Raw genomic sequence first — 14655 nt, 5'->3', positions numbered from 1 at the left:
CTGTGGGAGCGAGCTTGCTCGCGATTGCGGCCGAACAGTCGCCACAAATTCCGGATACTTACTCAGGCTTCTGGTAACTGTCGATCACTTCCTGCGCCGCCCGAAACGCATCGATCGCCGCCGGCACGCCAGCATACACCGCGCAATGCAGCAACGCCTCGCGAATCTCCTCCACGGTGCAGCCGTTGTTCAGCGCACCACGTACATGGCCTTTCAATTCCTGCGGACACTTCAGCGCCGTCAGTGCGGCGAGGGTGATCAGGCTGCGGGTTTTCAAGGGCAGGCCTTCGCGATTCCACACGCCGCCCCAGGCGTGTTCATTGACGAAATCCTGCAGCGGCTGGGTGAACTCGGTAGCGTTGCCCAGTGCGCGGTCGACGAAGGCGTCGCCCATCACTTGGCGGCGGACTTCAACGCCGGTTTTTTTATTCTCGGTCATGGGATTTCCCTCTTATGGTGTTGGCGACGCCAGGCACGCAGCGACGTGAACAGTAAGAACGCCACCAGCGCCGGCAGGACGAAAAACAGCATCAAGTGTTCGAGCTTGCCGGCCAGAGGCATGCCGGTGGTGAACGACACCACGTGCAGCCCATACGCCAGGTACAAACCCAGAAACAGCAGGCCTTCGGCGCGGGTCACCCGGTAGCCGGAGTAGAACACCGGCAGGCACAGCGCTGCGACGCCGAGCATTACCGGCAGGTCGAAATCCAGGGCGTTGGGCGACACCGACAGCGGCGACGGCGCCACCAGCGCGGTAAAGCCGAGCACGCCCAGGAGGTTGAACAGGTTGCTGCCGATCACGTTGCCCACGGCAATATCGCGCTCGCCGCGCATTGCCGCGATCAACGATGTGGCGAGCTCAGGCAGTGAGGTGCTGACGGCGACAATGGTCAGGCCGATGATCCGCTCCGACAACCCAAGATCGGTGGCGACCGCAACGGCGGCACCCAGCAGCAAGTGCCCGGCGTACACCAGCATCGCCAGCCCGGCGACGATCATCAGCAGGTTGCTCAACCATGGCGCTTGCGCATGATGGTCATGGCTCGATACCGGGCGTGCCGAGTGTCGCGACTGGCGCAGCAACAACCCCAGGTAAATCGCCAGTGCCGTCAGCAACATCACGCCGTCGGCACGGGTCAGTTCTTCATTCCAGGCGAGTACGAACACCAACAGGCTGGCGCCGATCATCAGCGGAATATCCAGGCGCACCAGTTGCCGGGAAACCCGCAAAGGAATGATTAGCGCGGATAACCCGAGGGTGACGAGGATGTTGAAAATGCTGCTGCCGATCACACTGCCGACGGCGATGTCGGCATTGTGCGTCAGGGTCGCTTGCAGGCTGACCGCCATCTGCGGTGCGCTGCTGCCGAGGGCGACGATGGTCAAGCCGATGATCAGCGGTCGTATGTGCAACCGCGCGGCAATGCGTACGGCGGCACGCACCATCAATTCGGCACCGATAATCAGCAGGAGCAATCCGCTGAGCAATTCGATCACGCTGATCAGGGGTAAATCGGCTAGTCCGAAAATGGTCGGGGCTCCATCGGTCAGTCGTCGAGGGCCTGGACGCGTACCCGGGCGGTGCCGCTTTTGAGCATGCCCAGGCGTGCGGCAGCTTCATGGGACAGGTCAATCAGACGGCCACGGGTGTGCGGCCCGCGATCATTGATGCGCACCACGCAGGATTTATCGTTATTCAGATTGGTGACCTTCACCCGTGTACCGAAGGGTAGCTGGCGATGGGCGGCGGTCATGGAATTCTTGTCGAAGCGCTCGCCGTTGGCGGTGCGTTTGCCTTGGTGTTTGGCGCCGTAATACGAAGCTACGCCGGTTTTGTCGTAGCCATGCGGATCGACGGTGTCGGTGCTGGCGCAACCGGCCAGGAGCGAGAGGAGGGCGCAAAGTCCAAGTAGACGCTTCATTTGAAAGCTTCCGAAAAAAAATGTGGGAGCGAGCTCGCTCGCGATTGGCATTCTGACAGTCAACTTTGTGTTGAGTGCCGGACCGCTATCGCGAGCAAGTCGAATCGTCGCACCGTCGCTCCCACAGGAGATGGAGCCAGATTCAAGAGCTGGCTCCATCTTCATCAGCCTTCGAGCTTGCTTTTGAGCAATTCGTTGACCTGTTGCGGGTTAGCCTTGCCTTTGGAGGCTTTCATGGCCTGGCCGACGAAGAAGCCGAACATCTTGCCGCGCTTGGCTTCGTCTGCCGCCCGGTATTGTTCGACCTGCTCGGCGTTGGCCGCGAGCATTTCGTCCAGCACCGCCGAGATGGCGCCAGTGTCGGTCACTTGTTTGAGGCCGCGCTTGTCGATGATCTCGTCCGCGCTGCCTTCGCCGTTGGCCATCGCTTCGAACACCACCTTGGCGATCTTGCCGGAGATGGTGTTGTCCTTGATGCGCAACAGCATGCCGCCCAGTTGCTCTGCGGAAACCGGCGACTCTTCGATGTCCAGGCCTTGCTTGTTGAGCAGGCTGCCCAACTCGACCATCACCCAGTTCGCCGCCAGCTTGGCGTCGCCGCTGATGCTCGCGACCTTCTCGAAGTAATCCGCCTGCTCGCGGCTGGTGGCCAGCACGTTGGCGTCGTAGACCGACAGGCCGAACTGCTCCTGGAAACGCTCGCGTTTTTGCGGTGGCAGCTCCGGCAGGGTGGCGCGTACGTCGTCGAGGAACGAGTTTTCGATAACGACGGGCAGCAGGTCCGGATCGGGGAAGTAACGGTAGTCGTTGGCTTCCTCCTTGCTGCGCATCGGACGGGTCTCGTCCTTGTTCGGATCGTACAGGCGGGTCTGCTGGATCACTTTGCCGCCGTCTTCGATCAGTTCGATCTGGCGCTGGATTTCACTGTTGATCGCCTTCTCGATGAAACGGAACGAGTTGACGTTCTTGATCTCGCAGCGGGTACCGAACTCGACCTGGCCTTTCGGACGGATCGACACGTTGCAGTCGCAACGCAGCGAACCTTCGGCCATGTTGCCGTCGCAAATCCCTAAGTAACGCACCAGCGCGTGGATCGCCTTGACGTAGGCCACGGCTTCCTTGGCGCTGCGCATGTCCGGCTCGGAGACGATTTCCAGCAGCGGGGTGCCGGCACGGTTCAGGTCGATGCCGCTGGCGCCGCTGAATTCTTCGTGCAGGCTCTTGCCGGCATCTTCTTCGAGGTGCGCGCGGGTGATGCCGACGCGTTTGACCGTGCCGTCTTCCAGAGCGATGTCCAGGTGGCCCTTGCCAACGATCGGCAATTCCATCTGGCTGATCTGGTAGCCCTTGGGCAGGTCCGGGTAGAAATAGTTTTTACGGGCGAACACGTTGTGCTGGCCGATCTCGGCGTCAATCGCCAGACCGAACATCACTGCCATGCGCACCGCTTCCTGGTTCAGCACCGGCAGCACGCCGGGCATGCCCAGGTCTACCAGGCTGGCCTGGGTGTTCGGCTCGGAGCCGAAGGTGGTGGAACTACCGGAAAAGATTTTCGACCGGGTGGTGAGCTGGGTGTGAATCTCCAGCCCGATCACGACTTCCCATTGCATGTGTGTCTCCTCAGAAGCCTTTGCTGGGGATTTTGAAACGTCGCGAGCGAAGGTAAGGCAAGGCGAAAACTGGCGAGTAAGCGGAGTTGACTGTAGTCAATGAGCATTACGAGCCAGTTTTCAACGCAGCATTACCGAGCGCAGCAGTTTCAAAACCCCTGCGGGGTGCGGGTGTGCCAGTCAGTGTTTAGCTGATACTGGTGGGCAACGTTCAACAGGCGGCCTTCCTGGAAATACGGAGCGAGCAACTGCACGCCGACCGGCAGACCGTCGACAAAACCGGCCGGCATCGACAGGCCCGGCAGACCCGCGAGGTTGGCGGTAATGGTGTAGACGTCTTCCAGGTACGCAGCGACCGGGTCGCTGTTCTTGGCGCCGAGCTTCCAGGCCGGGTTCGGCGTGGTTGGGCCGAGGATGATGTCGACCTCATTGAAGGCGGCCATGAAGTCGTTCTTGATCAAGCGACGGATCTTCTGCGCCTTCAGGTAATAGGCGTCGTAGTAACCGGCCGACAGCGCGTAGGCACCGACCATGATCCGGCGCTGCACTTCCGCGCCGAAGCCTTCGCCACGGGAGCGCTTGTACAGGTCTTCCAGGTTTTTCGGGTCTTCGCAGCGATAGCCGAAGCGCACGCCGTCGAAACGCGACAGGTTGGAAGAGGCTTCCGCCGGGGCGATCACGTAGTACGCAGGAATCGCGTGCTGCATGTTCGGCAGGCTGATTTCCTTGATCACGGCGCCGAGCTTTTGCAGCTCCTTGACGCTGTTGTGGATCAGTTCGGCGATGCGCGGGTCGAGACCGGCGCTGAAATACTCTTTCGGCACGCCGATGCGCAGGCCTTGCAGCGAACCGTTGAGGCTGGCGCTGTAGTCCGGCACGGGCTCATCGATGCTGGTGGAGTCGTTCGGATCGAAGCCGGCCATACCTTGCAACAAAATCGCGCAGTCTTCGGCAGTGCGTGCCATCGGGCCGCCCTGGTCGAGGCTGGACGCGTAGGCAATCATGCCCCAGCGCGAAACACGACCGTAGGTCGGTTTGAGGCCGGTGAGGTTGGTCAGGGCTGCTGGCTGACGGATCGAACCGCCGGTGTCGGTGCCGGTGGCCGCTGGCAACAGACGAGCGGCAACCGCCGCCGCCGAGCCGCCGGACGAACCGCCCGGAACGTGTTCCAGGTTCCACGGGTTTTTCACCGCGCCGTAGTAGCTCGACTCGTTGGCCGAACCCATGGCGAATTCGTCCATGTTGGTCTTGCCCAGGGTCACGGCGCCGGCAGCGGCCAGCTTGGCGACGACGGTGGCGTCATACGGTGCCTTGAAGTTGTCGAGCATCTTCGAGCCGCAGCTGGTGCGGATGCCCTGGGTGCAGAACAGGTCTTTATGGGCGATCGGCGCGCCGAGCAGGGCGCCGCTCTCACCATTGGCCCGGCGGGCGTCAGCGGCTTTCGCCTGCGTGAGCGCCAGGTCCTCGGTGAGGCTGATGAAACTGTTGAGCTGCGGATCGAGCTGGGCGATGCGCGCCAGCAGGACTTTGGTCAGCTCTTCGGAGGAAAACTTTTTATCGGCGAGTCCGCGGGCGATCTCGGCCAGAGTCAATTGATGCATTGCAGGCTCTTTCCCTTTAGTCGATGACTTTCGGAACCAGGTACAGGCCGTTTTCGACCGCTGGTGCGATGGACTGGTAGGCCTCGCGGTGATTGGTCTCGGTCACGACGTCTGCACGCAGGCGCTGGCTGGCTTCCAGTGGGTGGGCCAGCGGCTCGATACCGTCGGTATTGACCGCCTGCATTTCGTCGACCAACCCGAGAATGCTGTTGAGGGCCGAAGTGATGTGTGGAAGATCGGCATCATTCAGGCCAAGGCAGGCCAGATGAGCGATTTTTTCCACGTCGGAGCGTTCTAGCGCCATTGGGATTCTCCAGTGGAAAACAAAACGGACGGCGTCCGTGTGTTAGATTGTCGGAACACTACCGCACTTCTACGGTCATAAGGCCGCGATTGTGGGGCTTGGTGCACAGAAAAGCGGCCAATTTAACATATTGGCGCCTTGCCCAAAATCCCTGTCGTTGTTAGAGTTTGCCGCACTTTTTTACCCACGCGTTGCCTAGGGTCCCTTTCCCATGTTCAAGAAACTGCGTGGCATGTTTTCCAGCGATCTTTCCATTGACCTGGGCACTGCCAACACCCTTATTTACGTGCGCGAGCGCGGTATCGTCCTGAATGAGCCCTCCGTTGTGGCCATTCGGACACACGGTAACCAGAAAAGTGTCGTTGCTGTCGGCACCGAAGCCAAGCGCATGCTCGGCCGTACACCGGGCAACATTGCTGCCATTCGTCCGATGAAGGATGGCGTGATTGCTGACTTCAGCGTTTGCGAAAAAATGCTGCAGTACTTTATCAACAAGGTTCACGAAAACAGCTTCCTGCAGCCTAGCCCTCGCGTGTTGATCTGCGTTCCATGCAAATCCACCCAGGTTGAGCGTCGCGCCATCCGCGAATCGGCCCTTGGCGCCGGTGCCCGTGAAGTGTTCCTGATCGAAGAGCCAATGGCCGCAGCGATCGGTGCCGGCCTGCCGGTTGAAGAAGCCCGCGGTTCGATGGTCGTGGATATCGGTGGCGGTACCACCGAAATCGCGCTGATCTCCCTGAACGGTGTGGTTTACGCCGAATCCGTCCGCGTTGGCGGCGACCGCTTCGACGAAGCGATCATCACTTACGTGCGTCGCAACTACGGCAGCCTGATCGGTGAATCCACCGCCGAGCGCATCAAGCAGGAAATCGGTACGGCCTACCCGGGCGGCGAAGTTCGTGAAGTCGACGTTCGTGGCCGTAACCTGGCCGAAGGCGTTCCACGCGCATTCACCCTGAACTCCAACGAAGTGCTGGAAGCTCTGCAAGAGTCCCTGGCAACCATCGTTCAGGCCGTGAAAAGCGCCCTGGAGCAATCGCCTCCGGAACTGGCTTCCGACATCGCCGAGCGTGGTCTGGTACTGACCGGTGGTGGCGCCTTGCTGCGCGACCTGGACAAGCTGCTGGCCCAGGAAACCGGTCTGCCGGTGATCGTTGCCGAAGACCCGCTGACCTGCGTTGCTCGCGGCGGTGGCCGTGCATTGGAAATGATGGATAAACACACCATGGACCTGCTTTCCAGCGAATAAGTCGCCGGATCGCCTCTATGCTGTTGAGCGCGCAGGCGGCACTTTGCAGTGCTGCCTGTTCGCGTTTATCTTCTGTCAGTCTGCATCCAGGCCGGATTGCTGCCGTATGAATAAACAGAACATTTGCCTGGAAGGAGCGGCTTATTAAACCGCTTTTCACCAAAGGCCCTTCACTGGGCGTGCGCCTGTTGGTGCTGGTCGTGCTATCGGTCGCGCTGATGGTGGTCGATGCCCGCTTCAGTCTGCTCAAGCCTGCACGCAGCCAGATGTCGCTGGTGCTGATGGACGCCTACTGGATCACCGACCTGCCCGGACGATTGTGGGACGGCGTTGCCAGTCAGTTTGGCAGCCGGACCGAACTCGTCGCCGAAAACGAAAAACTCAAGACCGAGAACCTGCTGTTGCAGGGGCGCATGCAGAAGCTCGCCGCCCTGACCGAGCAGAACGTTCGGCTGCGCGAGTTGCTCAACTCTTCTGCACTGGTCAACGAGAAGGTCGAAGTGGCCGAGCTGATCGGCATGGATCCCAACCCCTTCACCCATCGCATCATCATCAACAAGGGTGAACGCGACGGCGTGGTCCTCGGCCAGCCAGTGCTCGATGCCCGTGGCCTGATGGGCCAGGTGGTCGAGTTGATGCCCTACACCTCCCGCGTCTTGCTGCTGACCGATACCACTCACAGCATTCCGGTGCAGGTGAACCGTAACGGTTTGCGGGCGATTGCCAGCGGCACCGGAAACCCGGAGCGTCTCGAGTTGCGTCATGTGGCCGATACCGCCGACATCAAGGAAGGCGACTTGCTGGTCAGCTCCGGCCTCGGCCAACGTTTCCCGGCCGGTTACCCGGTGGCGACGGTCAAGGAAGTGATTCACGATTCCGGCCAGCCGTTTGCCATTGTCCGCGCCATTCCGACCGCCGCCTTGAACCGCAGCCGTTACCTGCTGCTGGTGTTCAGCGATACCCGTACCCCGGAAGAACGCGCCAACGACGCTGCCCAGGCCCAGGAAAACCTGGATGCTCAGGGTGGTGGGCCGATCATTCCGGCGACGGTTCCGAAAGTGGTCAACCCGGTAGCCCCCGCCGCACCGACGACTCCTGCCGCGGCGGCACCTGCGGCCACTGCGCCAGCCAAGCCGACCACCACGCCAGCCAAGCCTGCGGCCACGCATCCTGCGGCGGCTAAACCGCCGGCGGCGCAACCCGCTGCCGCGAAGCCTGCCGCCAAACCGCCAGTCTCCGCGCCGGCCACTCCAGTGGGAAGAGAATAATGGGCGGTGTAAAAGCATCCCGAAACGGCTGGATAGTCTGGCTGACATTCGCCATCGGTCTACTTCTCAGCGTTTCGCCTTTGCCGCAATTCATGGAAATCCTGCGCCCGCTGTGGCTTGCCCTGTTGCTGGCGTTCTGGGCGTTGAACCTGCCGCAGACCGTCGGGATGGTGACGGCGTTCTGCCTGGGGCTGGCTGAAGACGTGCTCTACGGTACCTTGCTGGGTCAGAACGCCTTGATCCTGACCCTCATCACCTATCTGGTACTGGCACTGCAGCAACGACTGCGGATGTTCCCGATGTGGCAGCAGAGTCTGGTGATCCTGGTGATCTTCGGCCTCGCCCAGCTTGTACAACTCTGGCTCAGTGCCCTGACCGGCAATCGTCAGCCAACCCTGGCGCTGGTGCTGCCGGCACTGGTCAGTGCATTGCTCTGGCCCTGGATCAGTTTCGGTTTGCGCGGGTTGCGTCGGCGCTACAAAATCAATTGATTCGGTCAGGCATTTGCCCGCACCTGGACAGGGAGATGTCTTGATGAAACAGCTTTATCTTGCCTCTGGTTCACCGCGTCGACGTGAATTGCTCACGCAGATCGGCGTACCGTTCTGCGCCGTCAGTGCGGACATCGATGAAACCCCTGTACCCCAAGAATCCCCATCGGCCTATGTCGAGCGTCTGGCGCGCGGCAAGGCCGAGGCCGGGCGCGGCGCTGTCGTATCCGATGGCCCGTTCTGTGTGCTCGGCGCTGATACCGCCGTGGTATTCGACGGAAAAATTCTCGGCAAACCGGTTGATCAAGCGGATGCGTGCGCCATGCTGATGATGTTGTCGGGATGTGAACATGAGGTCCTGACCGCAATTGCCGTGCTCGATGGCGAACGTTGCGAGTCCCGGGTTGTCGCCAGTCGGGTGCGATTTCGTGATATCAGTCGCGATGAAGCCGCGGCCTACTGGGCCAGCGGCGAACCCCGGGACAAGGCGGGCGGTTATGGCATTCAAGGACTGGGTGCGGTGTTTGTCGCCGGGCTCGATGGAAGTTATTCAGCGGTGGTCGGACTACCGCTTTGCGAAACCGCGGAACTGCTCGGCCATTTCGGCATACCCTGTTGGCAACCCCGGAGCGCGCTTTAAGCGTCTTCCTGAACAGATGCGGCCATTATCGTGAACATGCCTGAACGAGACCCTGCCATGAGTGAAGAGATCCTGATCAACATCACGCCGATGGAGTCGCGCGTGGCGGTGGTCGAAAACGGTGTCCTGCAAGAGGTCCATGTCGAGCGCACACAAAAGCGCGGGATCGTCGGCAACATCTATAAAGGCAAAGTCGTGCGGGTATTGCCGGGGATGCAGGCGGCATTCGTCGACATAGGCCTGGATCGCGCAGCGTTCATTCATGCGTCGGAAATTTCCCTGCGCGAAGGCCCGGCGGTCGAGAGCATCAGTGCGCTGGTGCATGAAGGCCAGAGCCTGGTGGTGCAAGTGACCAAGGACCCGATCGGCTCCAAGGGCGCGCGCCTGACCACTCAGCTGTCGATCCCTTCGCGTTATCTGGTGTACATGCCACGCACGGCCCATGTCGGCATTTCCCTGAAAATCGAAGACGAGGCCGAGCGTGAGCGCCTCAAGCAAGTAGTCACTGATTGCGTGGCCAAGGAAGGTATCAAGGAAGCCGGCGGTTTCATTCTGCGCACCGCAGCCGAAGGCGCCGGCGCCGATGAAATCCTCATGGACATCCGCTACCTGCGAAGGCTCTGGGATCAGATCAGCGCCCAGATCAAAACCATCAGCGCGCCCAGCGTGATCTACGAAGACCTTGGATTGGCGCTGCGCACCCTGCGTGACCTGGTGAGCCCGAAGATCGAGAAGATCCGCATCGACTCCCGGGAAACTTTCCAGAAAACCACGCAATTCGTCGCCGAATTGATGCCCGAGATTGCCGACCGCCTGGAACATTACCCGGGCGAACGGCCGATTTTCGACCTGTATGGCGTCGAGGACGAAATCCAGAAGGCCCTCGAACGCAAGGTCCCGCTCAAGTCCGGCGGTTATCTGGTGGTCGACCCGGCGGAAGCCATGAGCACCATTGACGTCAACACCGGGGCGTTCGTCGGCCATCGCAACCTCGAAGAAACCATCTTCAAGACCAACCTCGAAGCCGCGACGGCCATCGCCCGTCAATTGCGCCTGCGCAACCTCGGCGGAATCATCATCATCGACTTCATCGACATGGAAGATGAAGAACACCAGCGCCAGGTGCTGCGCACGCTCGAAAAGCAACTGGAGCGCGATCACGCCAAGACCAACATCATCGGTATCACCGAGCTGGGCCTGGTGCAGATGACCCGCAAGCGCACTCGCGAAAGCCTTGAGCAAGTGTTGTGCGAGCCGTGCAATGCCTGTCAGGGGCGCGGCAAGCTCAAGACCCCGGAAACCGTTTGCTACGAAATCTTCCGTGAAATCCTGCGTGAGGCGCGCGCGTATCAGGCGGAAGGCTATCGTGTATTGGCAAACCAGAAAGTGGTGGACCGCCTGCTTGACGAAGAGTCGGGCAATGTCGCCGAGCTGGAAGGGTTTATCGGGCGCACCATCCGCTTTCAGGTCGAAACCATGTATTCCCAGGAACAATACGACGTGGTGCTGCTCTGAAGCGTATCGTTTTGATTGTTCGAGAATGGCTGGCCTCAGCTTTTTGCAAATTTTTTGCCATGGGGGCCATCTGACATGGACCGTCTGACACGCATTTTGGCCGCACTGATCCGCTGGGGTCTGGGCCTGTGCGCGTTGGTTTTGGTGTTGATGGCGCTTTACGTCAGCCTTGGCCGAGAGCTGACGCCGCTGGTGGCCGAGTACCGTGCCGAGGTTGAAACCAAAGCCAGCGATGCCTTGGGCATGCCATTGCAGATCGGCGAGCTCGAAGGCAACTGGAGTGGATTTGCCCCCATATTGATGGCTCACGACGTGACTGTCGGCGAGGGCGCCAATGCCTTGCATCTGGATCAGGTGCGCGCGGTGCCGGACCTTTGGGCCAGCCTGCTGGCACGTCAGGTACGCATCGCGCATCTGGAAGTCAGCGGCCTGAAGATCAGCGTCAAGGAGGGTGACGACGGTCAATGGGCTCTGGAAGGTTTGCCAGTGCAACAGGATCAACCCACCGATCCGGAACAGTTGCTCAATCGTATGCAAATGATCCAGCAACTGTCGGTGCTCGACAGCCAGGTGACCTTGCAGCCGTTTGCACAGTCGCCGCTGACGCTGACTTATGTCGGTCTGAATCTGAAAACCGGGGCGTCGCGGCAGCGGCTCGACGCGCGGCTGACCCTGCCTGACGGGCAACCGGTGGCCATGAGCCTGCGTACCCGCATTCGTGCCAGCCAATGGCAGGACGGTGAAGCCGATGTCTATCTAAGCCTGCCGCAAAGCGACTGGTCGAAGTGGTTGCCCGAGCGTGTAAGCCAGCAATGGAATTTCTCCGAGATCAAGGCCGGCGGCGAGCTGTGGGCGACCTGGGGCAAAGGCATCTTGCAAAGCGCGGCAGTGCGCTTGAACGCGCCACGACTCAAGGGCGCCTACGCCGAGCGCCAGCCGATCCAGATCAACAACCTGGCGCTCAATGGTTACTTCCAGCGCAGTGCCGAAGGCATGCTGGTGACCCTGGATTCCCTGGCGATGAATCTCGGCGACGCTCGCTGGGAAACGCATTTGCAGCTCAAGCAAAGCGCCGCCACCGACAAGACCGAAGAACTTTGGCATCTGCAAGCCGACCGCTTCGACCTGACCCCGCTCACACCGTTGCTCAATGCCCTTGCGCCGTTTCCGCAAGGCTTTGCCACCGTTGTCGAGCGGCTCAAGGTGACGGGCGGACTGCGCAATGTATTGATCGACGTACGGCCCAATGCCACCGACGATAGCAAGTTCAGCTTTGCCGCCAATCTTGACCGGGTCGGCTTCGATGCCTATCACGGTGCGCCGGCGGCCCGAAACGTCAGTGGCAGCATCAGCGGTGACCTGGGGCACGGTGAACTGCGCATGGACAGCAAGGATTTCATGCTGCACCTGGACCCGATTTTCGCCAAGCCATGGCAGTACATTCAGGCCAATGCGCGGCTGACCTGGAAACTCGATAAAGAAGGCTTCACCCTGATCGCGCCGTATCTGAAGGTGCTGGGCGAGGAAGGCAAGATTGCCGGCGACTTCCTGATTCGCCTGCATTTCGATCACACCCAGGAAGACTACATGGACCTGCGGGTTGGCCTGGTGGACGGTGACGGTCGCTACACCGCCAAGTACCTGCCGGCAGTCCTCAGCCCGGCGCTGGATGAATGGCTGCGCACGGCGATTCTCAAGGGCGCGGTGGATCAAGGCTTCTTCCAGTATCAAGGGTCGCTCAGCCACGGTGCCGCGGACGTCGATCGCAGCATCAGCCTGTTCTTCAAGGTCCACGATGCCGAACTGGCATTCCAGCCTAGCTGGCCCCATGTCAGCAAGGTCAGCGGTGATGTGTTTGTCGAGGACAGCGGGGTGCGGATTCTGGCCAGCAAGGGCCAGTTGCTCGACACTCAGGTCAGCGATATCTACGTCAACATTCCCCATGTGCCTGCGGGGCAGAACGTTCATTTGTTCCTCGATGGCGGATTTGCCGGTGGTTTGGGCGATGGTCTGAAAATCCTTCAGGAAGCACCGATCGGCACCGCGGCTACCTTCGCCGGCTGGGAAGGCGAGGGTGACTTGGAAGGCAAGTTGAAGCTGGATATCCCGTTGGCAAAAGACGAGGAGCCGAAAATCCTCGTCGACTTCAAGACCGCCAAGGCGCGCTTGAAGCTGGCGGAGCCTGTGCTGGAGTTGACTCAGCTCAAAGGTGATTTCCGTTTCGACAGTGCCAAAGGCCTGAGCGGGCAGAACATCAGCGCACGGGCATTCGACAAGCCGGTTACCGCGCAGATTTTTGCCGATGGCAGTGCAGGCAAACTCAATACCCGGGTCAGCGCGTCGGGCCAGGTCGAGGTCAAGAAACTGACCGACTGGCTGAAGGTGACCCAGCCTCTGCCGGTGAGTGGCGTGATCCCCTATCAACTGCAACTGACCCTGAACGGTGCCGACAGCCAATTGATGGTCAATTCCAGCCTCAAGGGCGTGGCCGTCGATTTGCCTGCACCGTTCGGCATGAACGCTGATACCGGGCGCGACACGACGTTCCGCATGACCTTGCAGGGCGACGAGCGGCGTTATTGGCTCAATTACGGGGACCTGGCGAGTTTCACGTTTGCGGCCCCGGCCAGCAATTTCGCCGACGGTCGCGGGGACTTGTTCCTTGGTGGCGGCGAGGCCGTATTGCCTGGCACCAAAGGCCTGCGGGTACGGGGCGTACTGTCGGAGCTGGACGTTGGCCCGTGGAAGGATCTGGTGGATAAATACGCCGGGCAGGACCCCGGAGGCAGCGCCAGGCAGTTGCTCAGCGGCGCGGATTTCAAGGTGGGCAAGCTCAGCGGTATCGGCACCACGCTCGATCAGGCCTCGATCCAGCTGGCGCGCAACTCTTCCGCCTGGGCGCTGCAACTAGACAGCCAGCAGATCAAGGGCAACGCCAATCTTCCCGATGCAAAAGGGGCACCGATCACGATCAATCTGCAAACCGTGCGCCTGCCCGCACCGGACCCGACCGTGCTGGCCGATGAAAACTCACCGGATCCGCTGGCCTCGGTGGACCCGACGAAAATCCCCGCGATGGACATCACCATCAATCAGCTATTCCAGGGCCAGGATCTGGTGGGTGGCTGGTCGCTGAAGATTCGTCCGACGGCCAAGGGCATCGTGTTCAATTCGCTGGACCTGGGTCTCAAGGGGATTCTGTTGGTGGGCAGCGGTGGTTGGGAAGGCGTGCCCGGCGCCAGCACAAGCTGGTACAAGGGGCGCGTCAGCGGCAAGAACCTCGCCGATGTGCTCAAGAACTGGGGGTATGCACCGAGCGTCACCAGCAAGGACTTTTACATGGATGTCGATGGTCGCTGGCCCGGCTCGCCGGCCTGGGTGGCGACCAAACGTTTCTCCGGCTCGCTCGATGCAACGCTCAATCAGGGCCAGTTCGTCGAGGTCGAAGGCAGTGCCCAGGCGCTACGGGTATTTGGTTTGCTCAACTTTAATTCCATCGGCCGGCGCCTGCGCCTGGACTTCTCCGACCTGTTCGGCAAAGGCCTGAGCTATGACCGGGTCAAGGGACTGTTGGTTGGGACGAACGGAGTGTATGTCACCCGTGAACCGATCCGGCTGACGGGCCCTTCGAGCACCATTGAACTCGACGGCACCTTGAACCTGGTCGCCGATCAGATCGATGCGAAACTGTTGGTGACCTTGCCGGTGACCAATAACTTGCCGATTGCCGCGCTGATCGTCGGTGCACCGGCGGTCGGCGGGGCGCTGTTCCTGATCGACAAGCTGATCGGTGACCGTGTCGCCCGTTTCGCCAGTGTGAAGTACACCGTTCAGGGGCCGTGGAAAGAACCGAAAATCACCTTCGACAAGGCTTTTTGAAAAGCCATCCTTCGGGCCTATGGAGTAGCATGACCATTGCGGCTCGCCTCCCTGTAGGAGCGAGCTCGCTCGCGATGGACGTGAACGATGACGCAGGCCGCCTGAAAACACGCGTCGCATTCAAACTCATCGCGAGCAAGCTCGCTCCTACAAGGTATGTGTTGATTTCAATAAGG

11 protein-coding genes and 1 pseudogene are annotated in these 14655 nt (G+C 60.6%); 6 read left to right on the top strand and 6 right to left on the bottom strand.

Annotated features, from left to right (window positions below; genetic code table 11):
• Window positions 1-58 precede the first annotated feature (58 nt).
• The 6 genes and pseudogenes from AB4Z35_RS02335 to gatC all read right to left on the bottom strand — a co-directional run bounded on the left by AB4Z35_RS02335 (window position 59) and on the right by gatC (window position 5437).
• Window positions 59-439 (bottom strand): carboxymuconolactone decarboxylase family protein, encoded by a 381-nt coding sequence (locus AB4Z35_RS02335; RefSeq protein ID WP_007976475.1) that lies wholly within the window; start codon window positions 437-439, stop codon window positions 59-61.
• Window positions 436-1497, bottom strand: coding sequence for a calcium/sodium antiporter (locus AB4Z35_RS02330; RefSeq protein WP_442095882.1), 1062 nt, complete (start codon window positions 1495-1497; stop codon window positions 436-438). Before AB4Z35_RS02330 ends, AB4Z35_RS02335 begins: the two co-directional genes overlap by 4 nt.
• Window positions 1498-1547: 50 nt before the next feature.
• The gene (locus AB4Z35_RS02325; RefSeq protein ID WP_442095881.1) at window positions 1548-1922 is read right to left on the bottom strand and encodes a septal ring lytic transglycosylase RlpA family protein; all 375 of its coding nucleotides are present in this window, start codon (window positions 1920-1922) and stop codon (window positions 1548-1550) included.
• A gap of 164 nt (window positions 1923-2086) precedes the next feature.
• Window positions 2087-3535 (bottom strand): annotated as a pseudogene (gatB, locus tag AB4Z35_RS02320) (Asp-tRNA(Asn)/Glu-tRNA(Gln) amidotransferase subunit GatB); the annotation flags it as partial.
• 146 nt (window positions 3536-3681) lie between these two features.
• Window positions 3682-5133: an Asp-tRNA(Asn)/Glu-tRNA(Gln) amidotransferase subunit GatA gene (gene gatA / locus AB4Z35_RS02315; RefSeq protein WP_442095880.1), complete on the bottom strand. Its 1452-nt coding sequence runs from the start codon at window positions 5131-5133 to the stop codon at window positions 3682-3684.
• A gap of 16 nt (window positions 5134-5149) precedes the next feature.
• Window positions 5150-5437: an Asp-tRNA(Asn)/Glu-tRNA(Gln) amidotransferase subunit GatC gene (gene gatC / locus AB4Z35_RS02310; protein WP_007901429.1), complete on the bottom strand. Its 288-nt coding sequence runs from the start codon at window positions 5435-5437 to the stop codon at window positions 5150-5152.
• A gap of 211 nt (window positions 5438-5648) precedes the next feature.
• Here gatC and mreB point away from each other — a divergent pair, with 211 nt between their 5' ends.
• The 6 genes from mreB (at window position 5649) to AB4Z35_RS02280 (ending at window position 14479) form a co-directional block, all read left to right on the top strand.
• Window positions 5649-6686, top strand: a complete 1038-nt coding sequence (gene mreB / locus AB4Z35_RS02305; protein ID WP_002555108.1) for a rod shape-determining protein MreB — start codon at window positions 5649-5651, stop codon at window positions 6684-6686.
• Between the two features lie 191 nt (window positions 6687-6877).
• The gene (mreC, locus tag AB4Z35_RS02300) at window positions 6878-7954 is read left to right on the top strand and encodes a rod shape-determining protein MreC (RefSeq protein ID WP_442095911.1); all 1077 of its coding nucleotides are present in this window, start codon (window positions 6878-6880) and stop codon (window positions 7952-7954) included.
• Window positions 7954-8445: a rod shape-determining protein MreD gene (mreD, locus tag AB4Z35_RS02295; protein ID WP_218544027.1), complete on the top strand. Its 492-nt coding sequence runs from the start codon at window positions 7954-7956 to the stop codon at window positions 8443-8445. The genes mreC and mreD overlap by 1 nt, the downstream gene beginning before the upstream one ends.
• A gap of 43 nt (window positions 8446-8488) precedes the next feature.
• Complete coding sequence (locus AB4Z35_RS02290) at window positions 8489-9085, top strand: Maf family protein (protein WP_442095879.1); 597 nt, start codon at window positions 8489-8491, stop codon at window positions 9083-9085.
• A 57-nt stretch (window positions 9086-9142) separates the two neighbouring features.
• Window positions 9143-10600: a ribonuclease G gene (gene rng, locus AB4Z35_RS02285; RefSeq protein WP_007970246.1), complete on the top strand. Its 1458-nt coding sequence runs from the start codon at window positions 9143-9145 to the stop codon at window positions 10598-10600.
• 75 nt (window positions 10601-10675) lie between these two features.
• A complete protein-coding gene (locus AB4Z35_RS02280; protein WP_442095878.1) occupies window positions 10676-14479 on the top strand; it encodes a YhdP family protein in 3804 nt (1267 codons plus the stop codon).
• Window positions 14480-14655: the final 176 nt, after the last annotated feature.

Origin of the sequence: Pseudomonas sp. KB_15, from assembly GCF_052114525.1 — a bacterium.
In the GTDB taxonomy this organism is placed as follows: Bacteria; Pseudomonadota; Gammaproteobacteria; order Pseudomonadales; family Pseudomonadaceae; genus Aquipseudomonas.
The sequence above is the reverse complement of the archived record's forward strand: the minus strand, read 5'-3'. Positions and strand labels throughout refer to the sequence as shown.

Bases quoted from the DNA above. Each gene is read 5' to 3' on its own strand.
- AB4Z35_RS02280 (WP_442095878.1), top strand. From the start codon at position 10,676: ATGGACCGTCTGACACGCATTTTGGCCGCACTGATCCGCTGGGGTCTG.
- mreB (WP_002555108.1), top strand. From the start codon at position 5,649: ATGTTCAAGAAACTGCGTGGCATGTTTTCCAGCGATCTTTCCATTGAC.
- gatC (WP_007901429.1), bottom strand. From the start codon at position 5,437: ATGGCGCTAGAACGCTCCGACGTGGAAAAAATCGCTCATCTGGCCTGC.
- gatA (WP_442095880.1), bottom strand. From the start codon at position 5,133: ATGCATCAATTGACTCTGGCCGAGATCGCCCGCGGACTCGCCGATAAA.
- AB4Z35_RS02335 (WP_007976475.1), bottom strand. From the start codon at position 439: ATGACCGAGAATAAAAAAACCGGCGTTGAAGTCCGCCGCCAAGTGATG.
- AB4Z35_RS02290 (WP_442095879.1), top strand. From the start codon at position 8,489: ATGAAACAGCTTTATCTTGCCTCTGGTTCACCGCGTCGACGTGAATTG.
- rng (WP_007970246.1), top strand. From the start codon at position 9,143: ATGAGTGAAGAGATCCTGATCAACATCACGCCGATGGAGTCGCGCGTG.
- mreD (WP_218544027.1), top strand. From the start codon at position 7,954: ATGGGCGGTGTAAAAGCATCCCGAAACGGCTGGATAGTCTGGCTGACA.
- AB4Z35_RS02325 (WP_442095881.1), bottom strand. From the start codon at position 1,922: ATGAAGCGTCTACTTGGACTTTGCGCCCTCCTCTCGCTCCTGGCCGGT.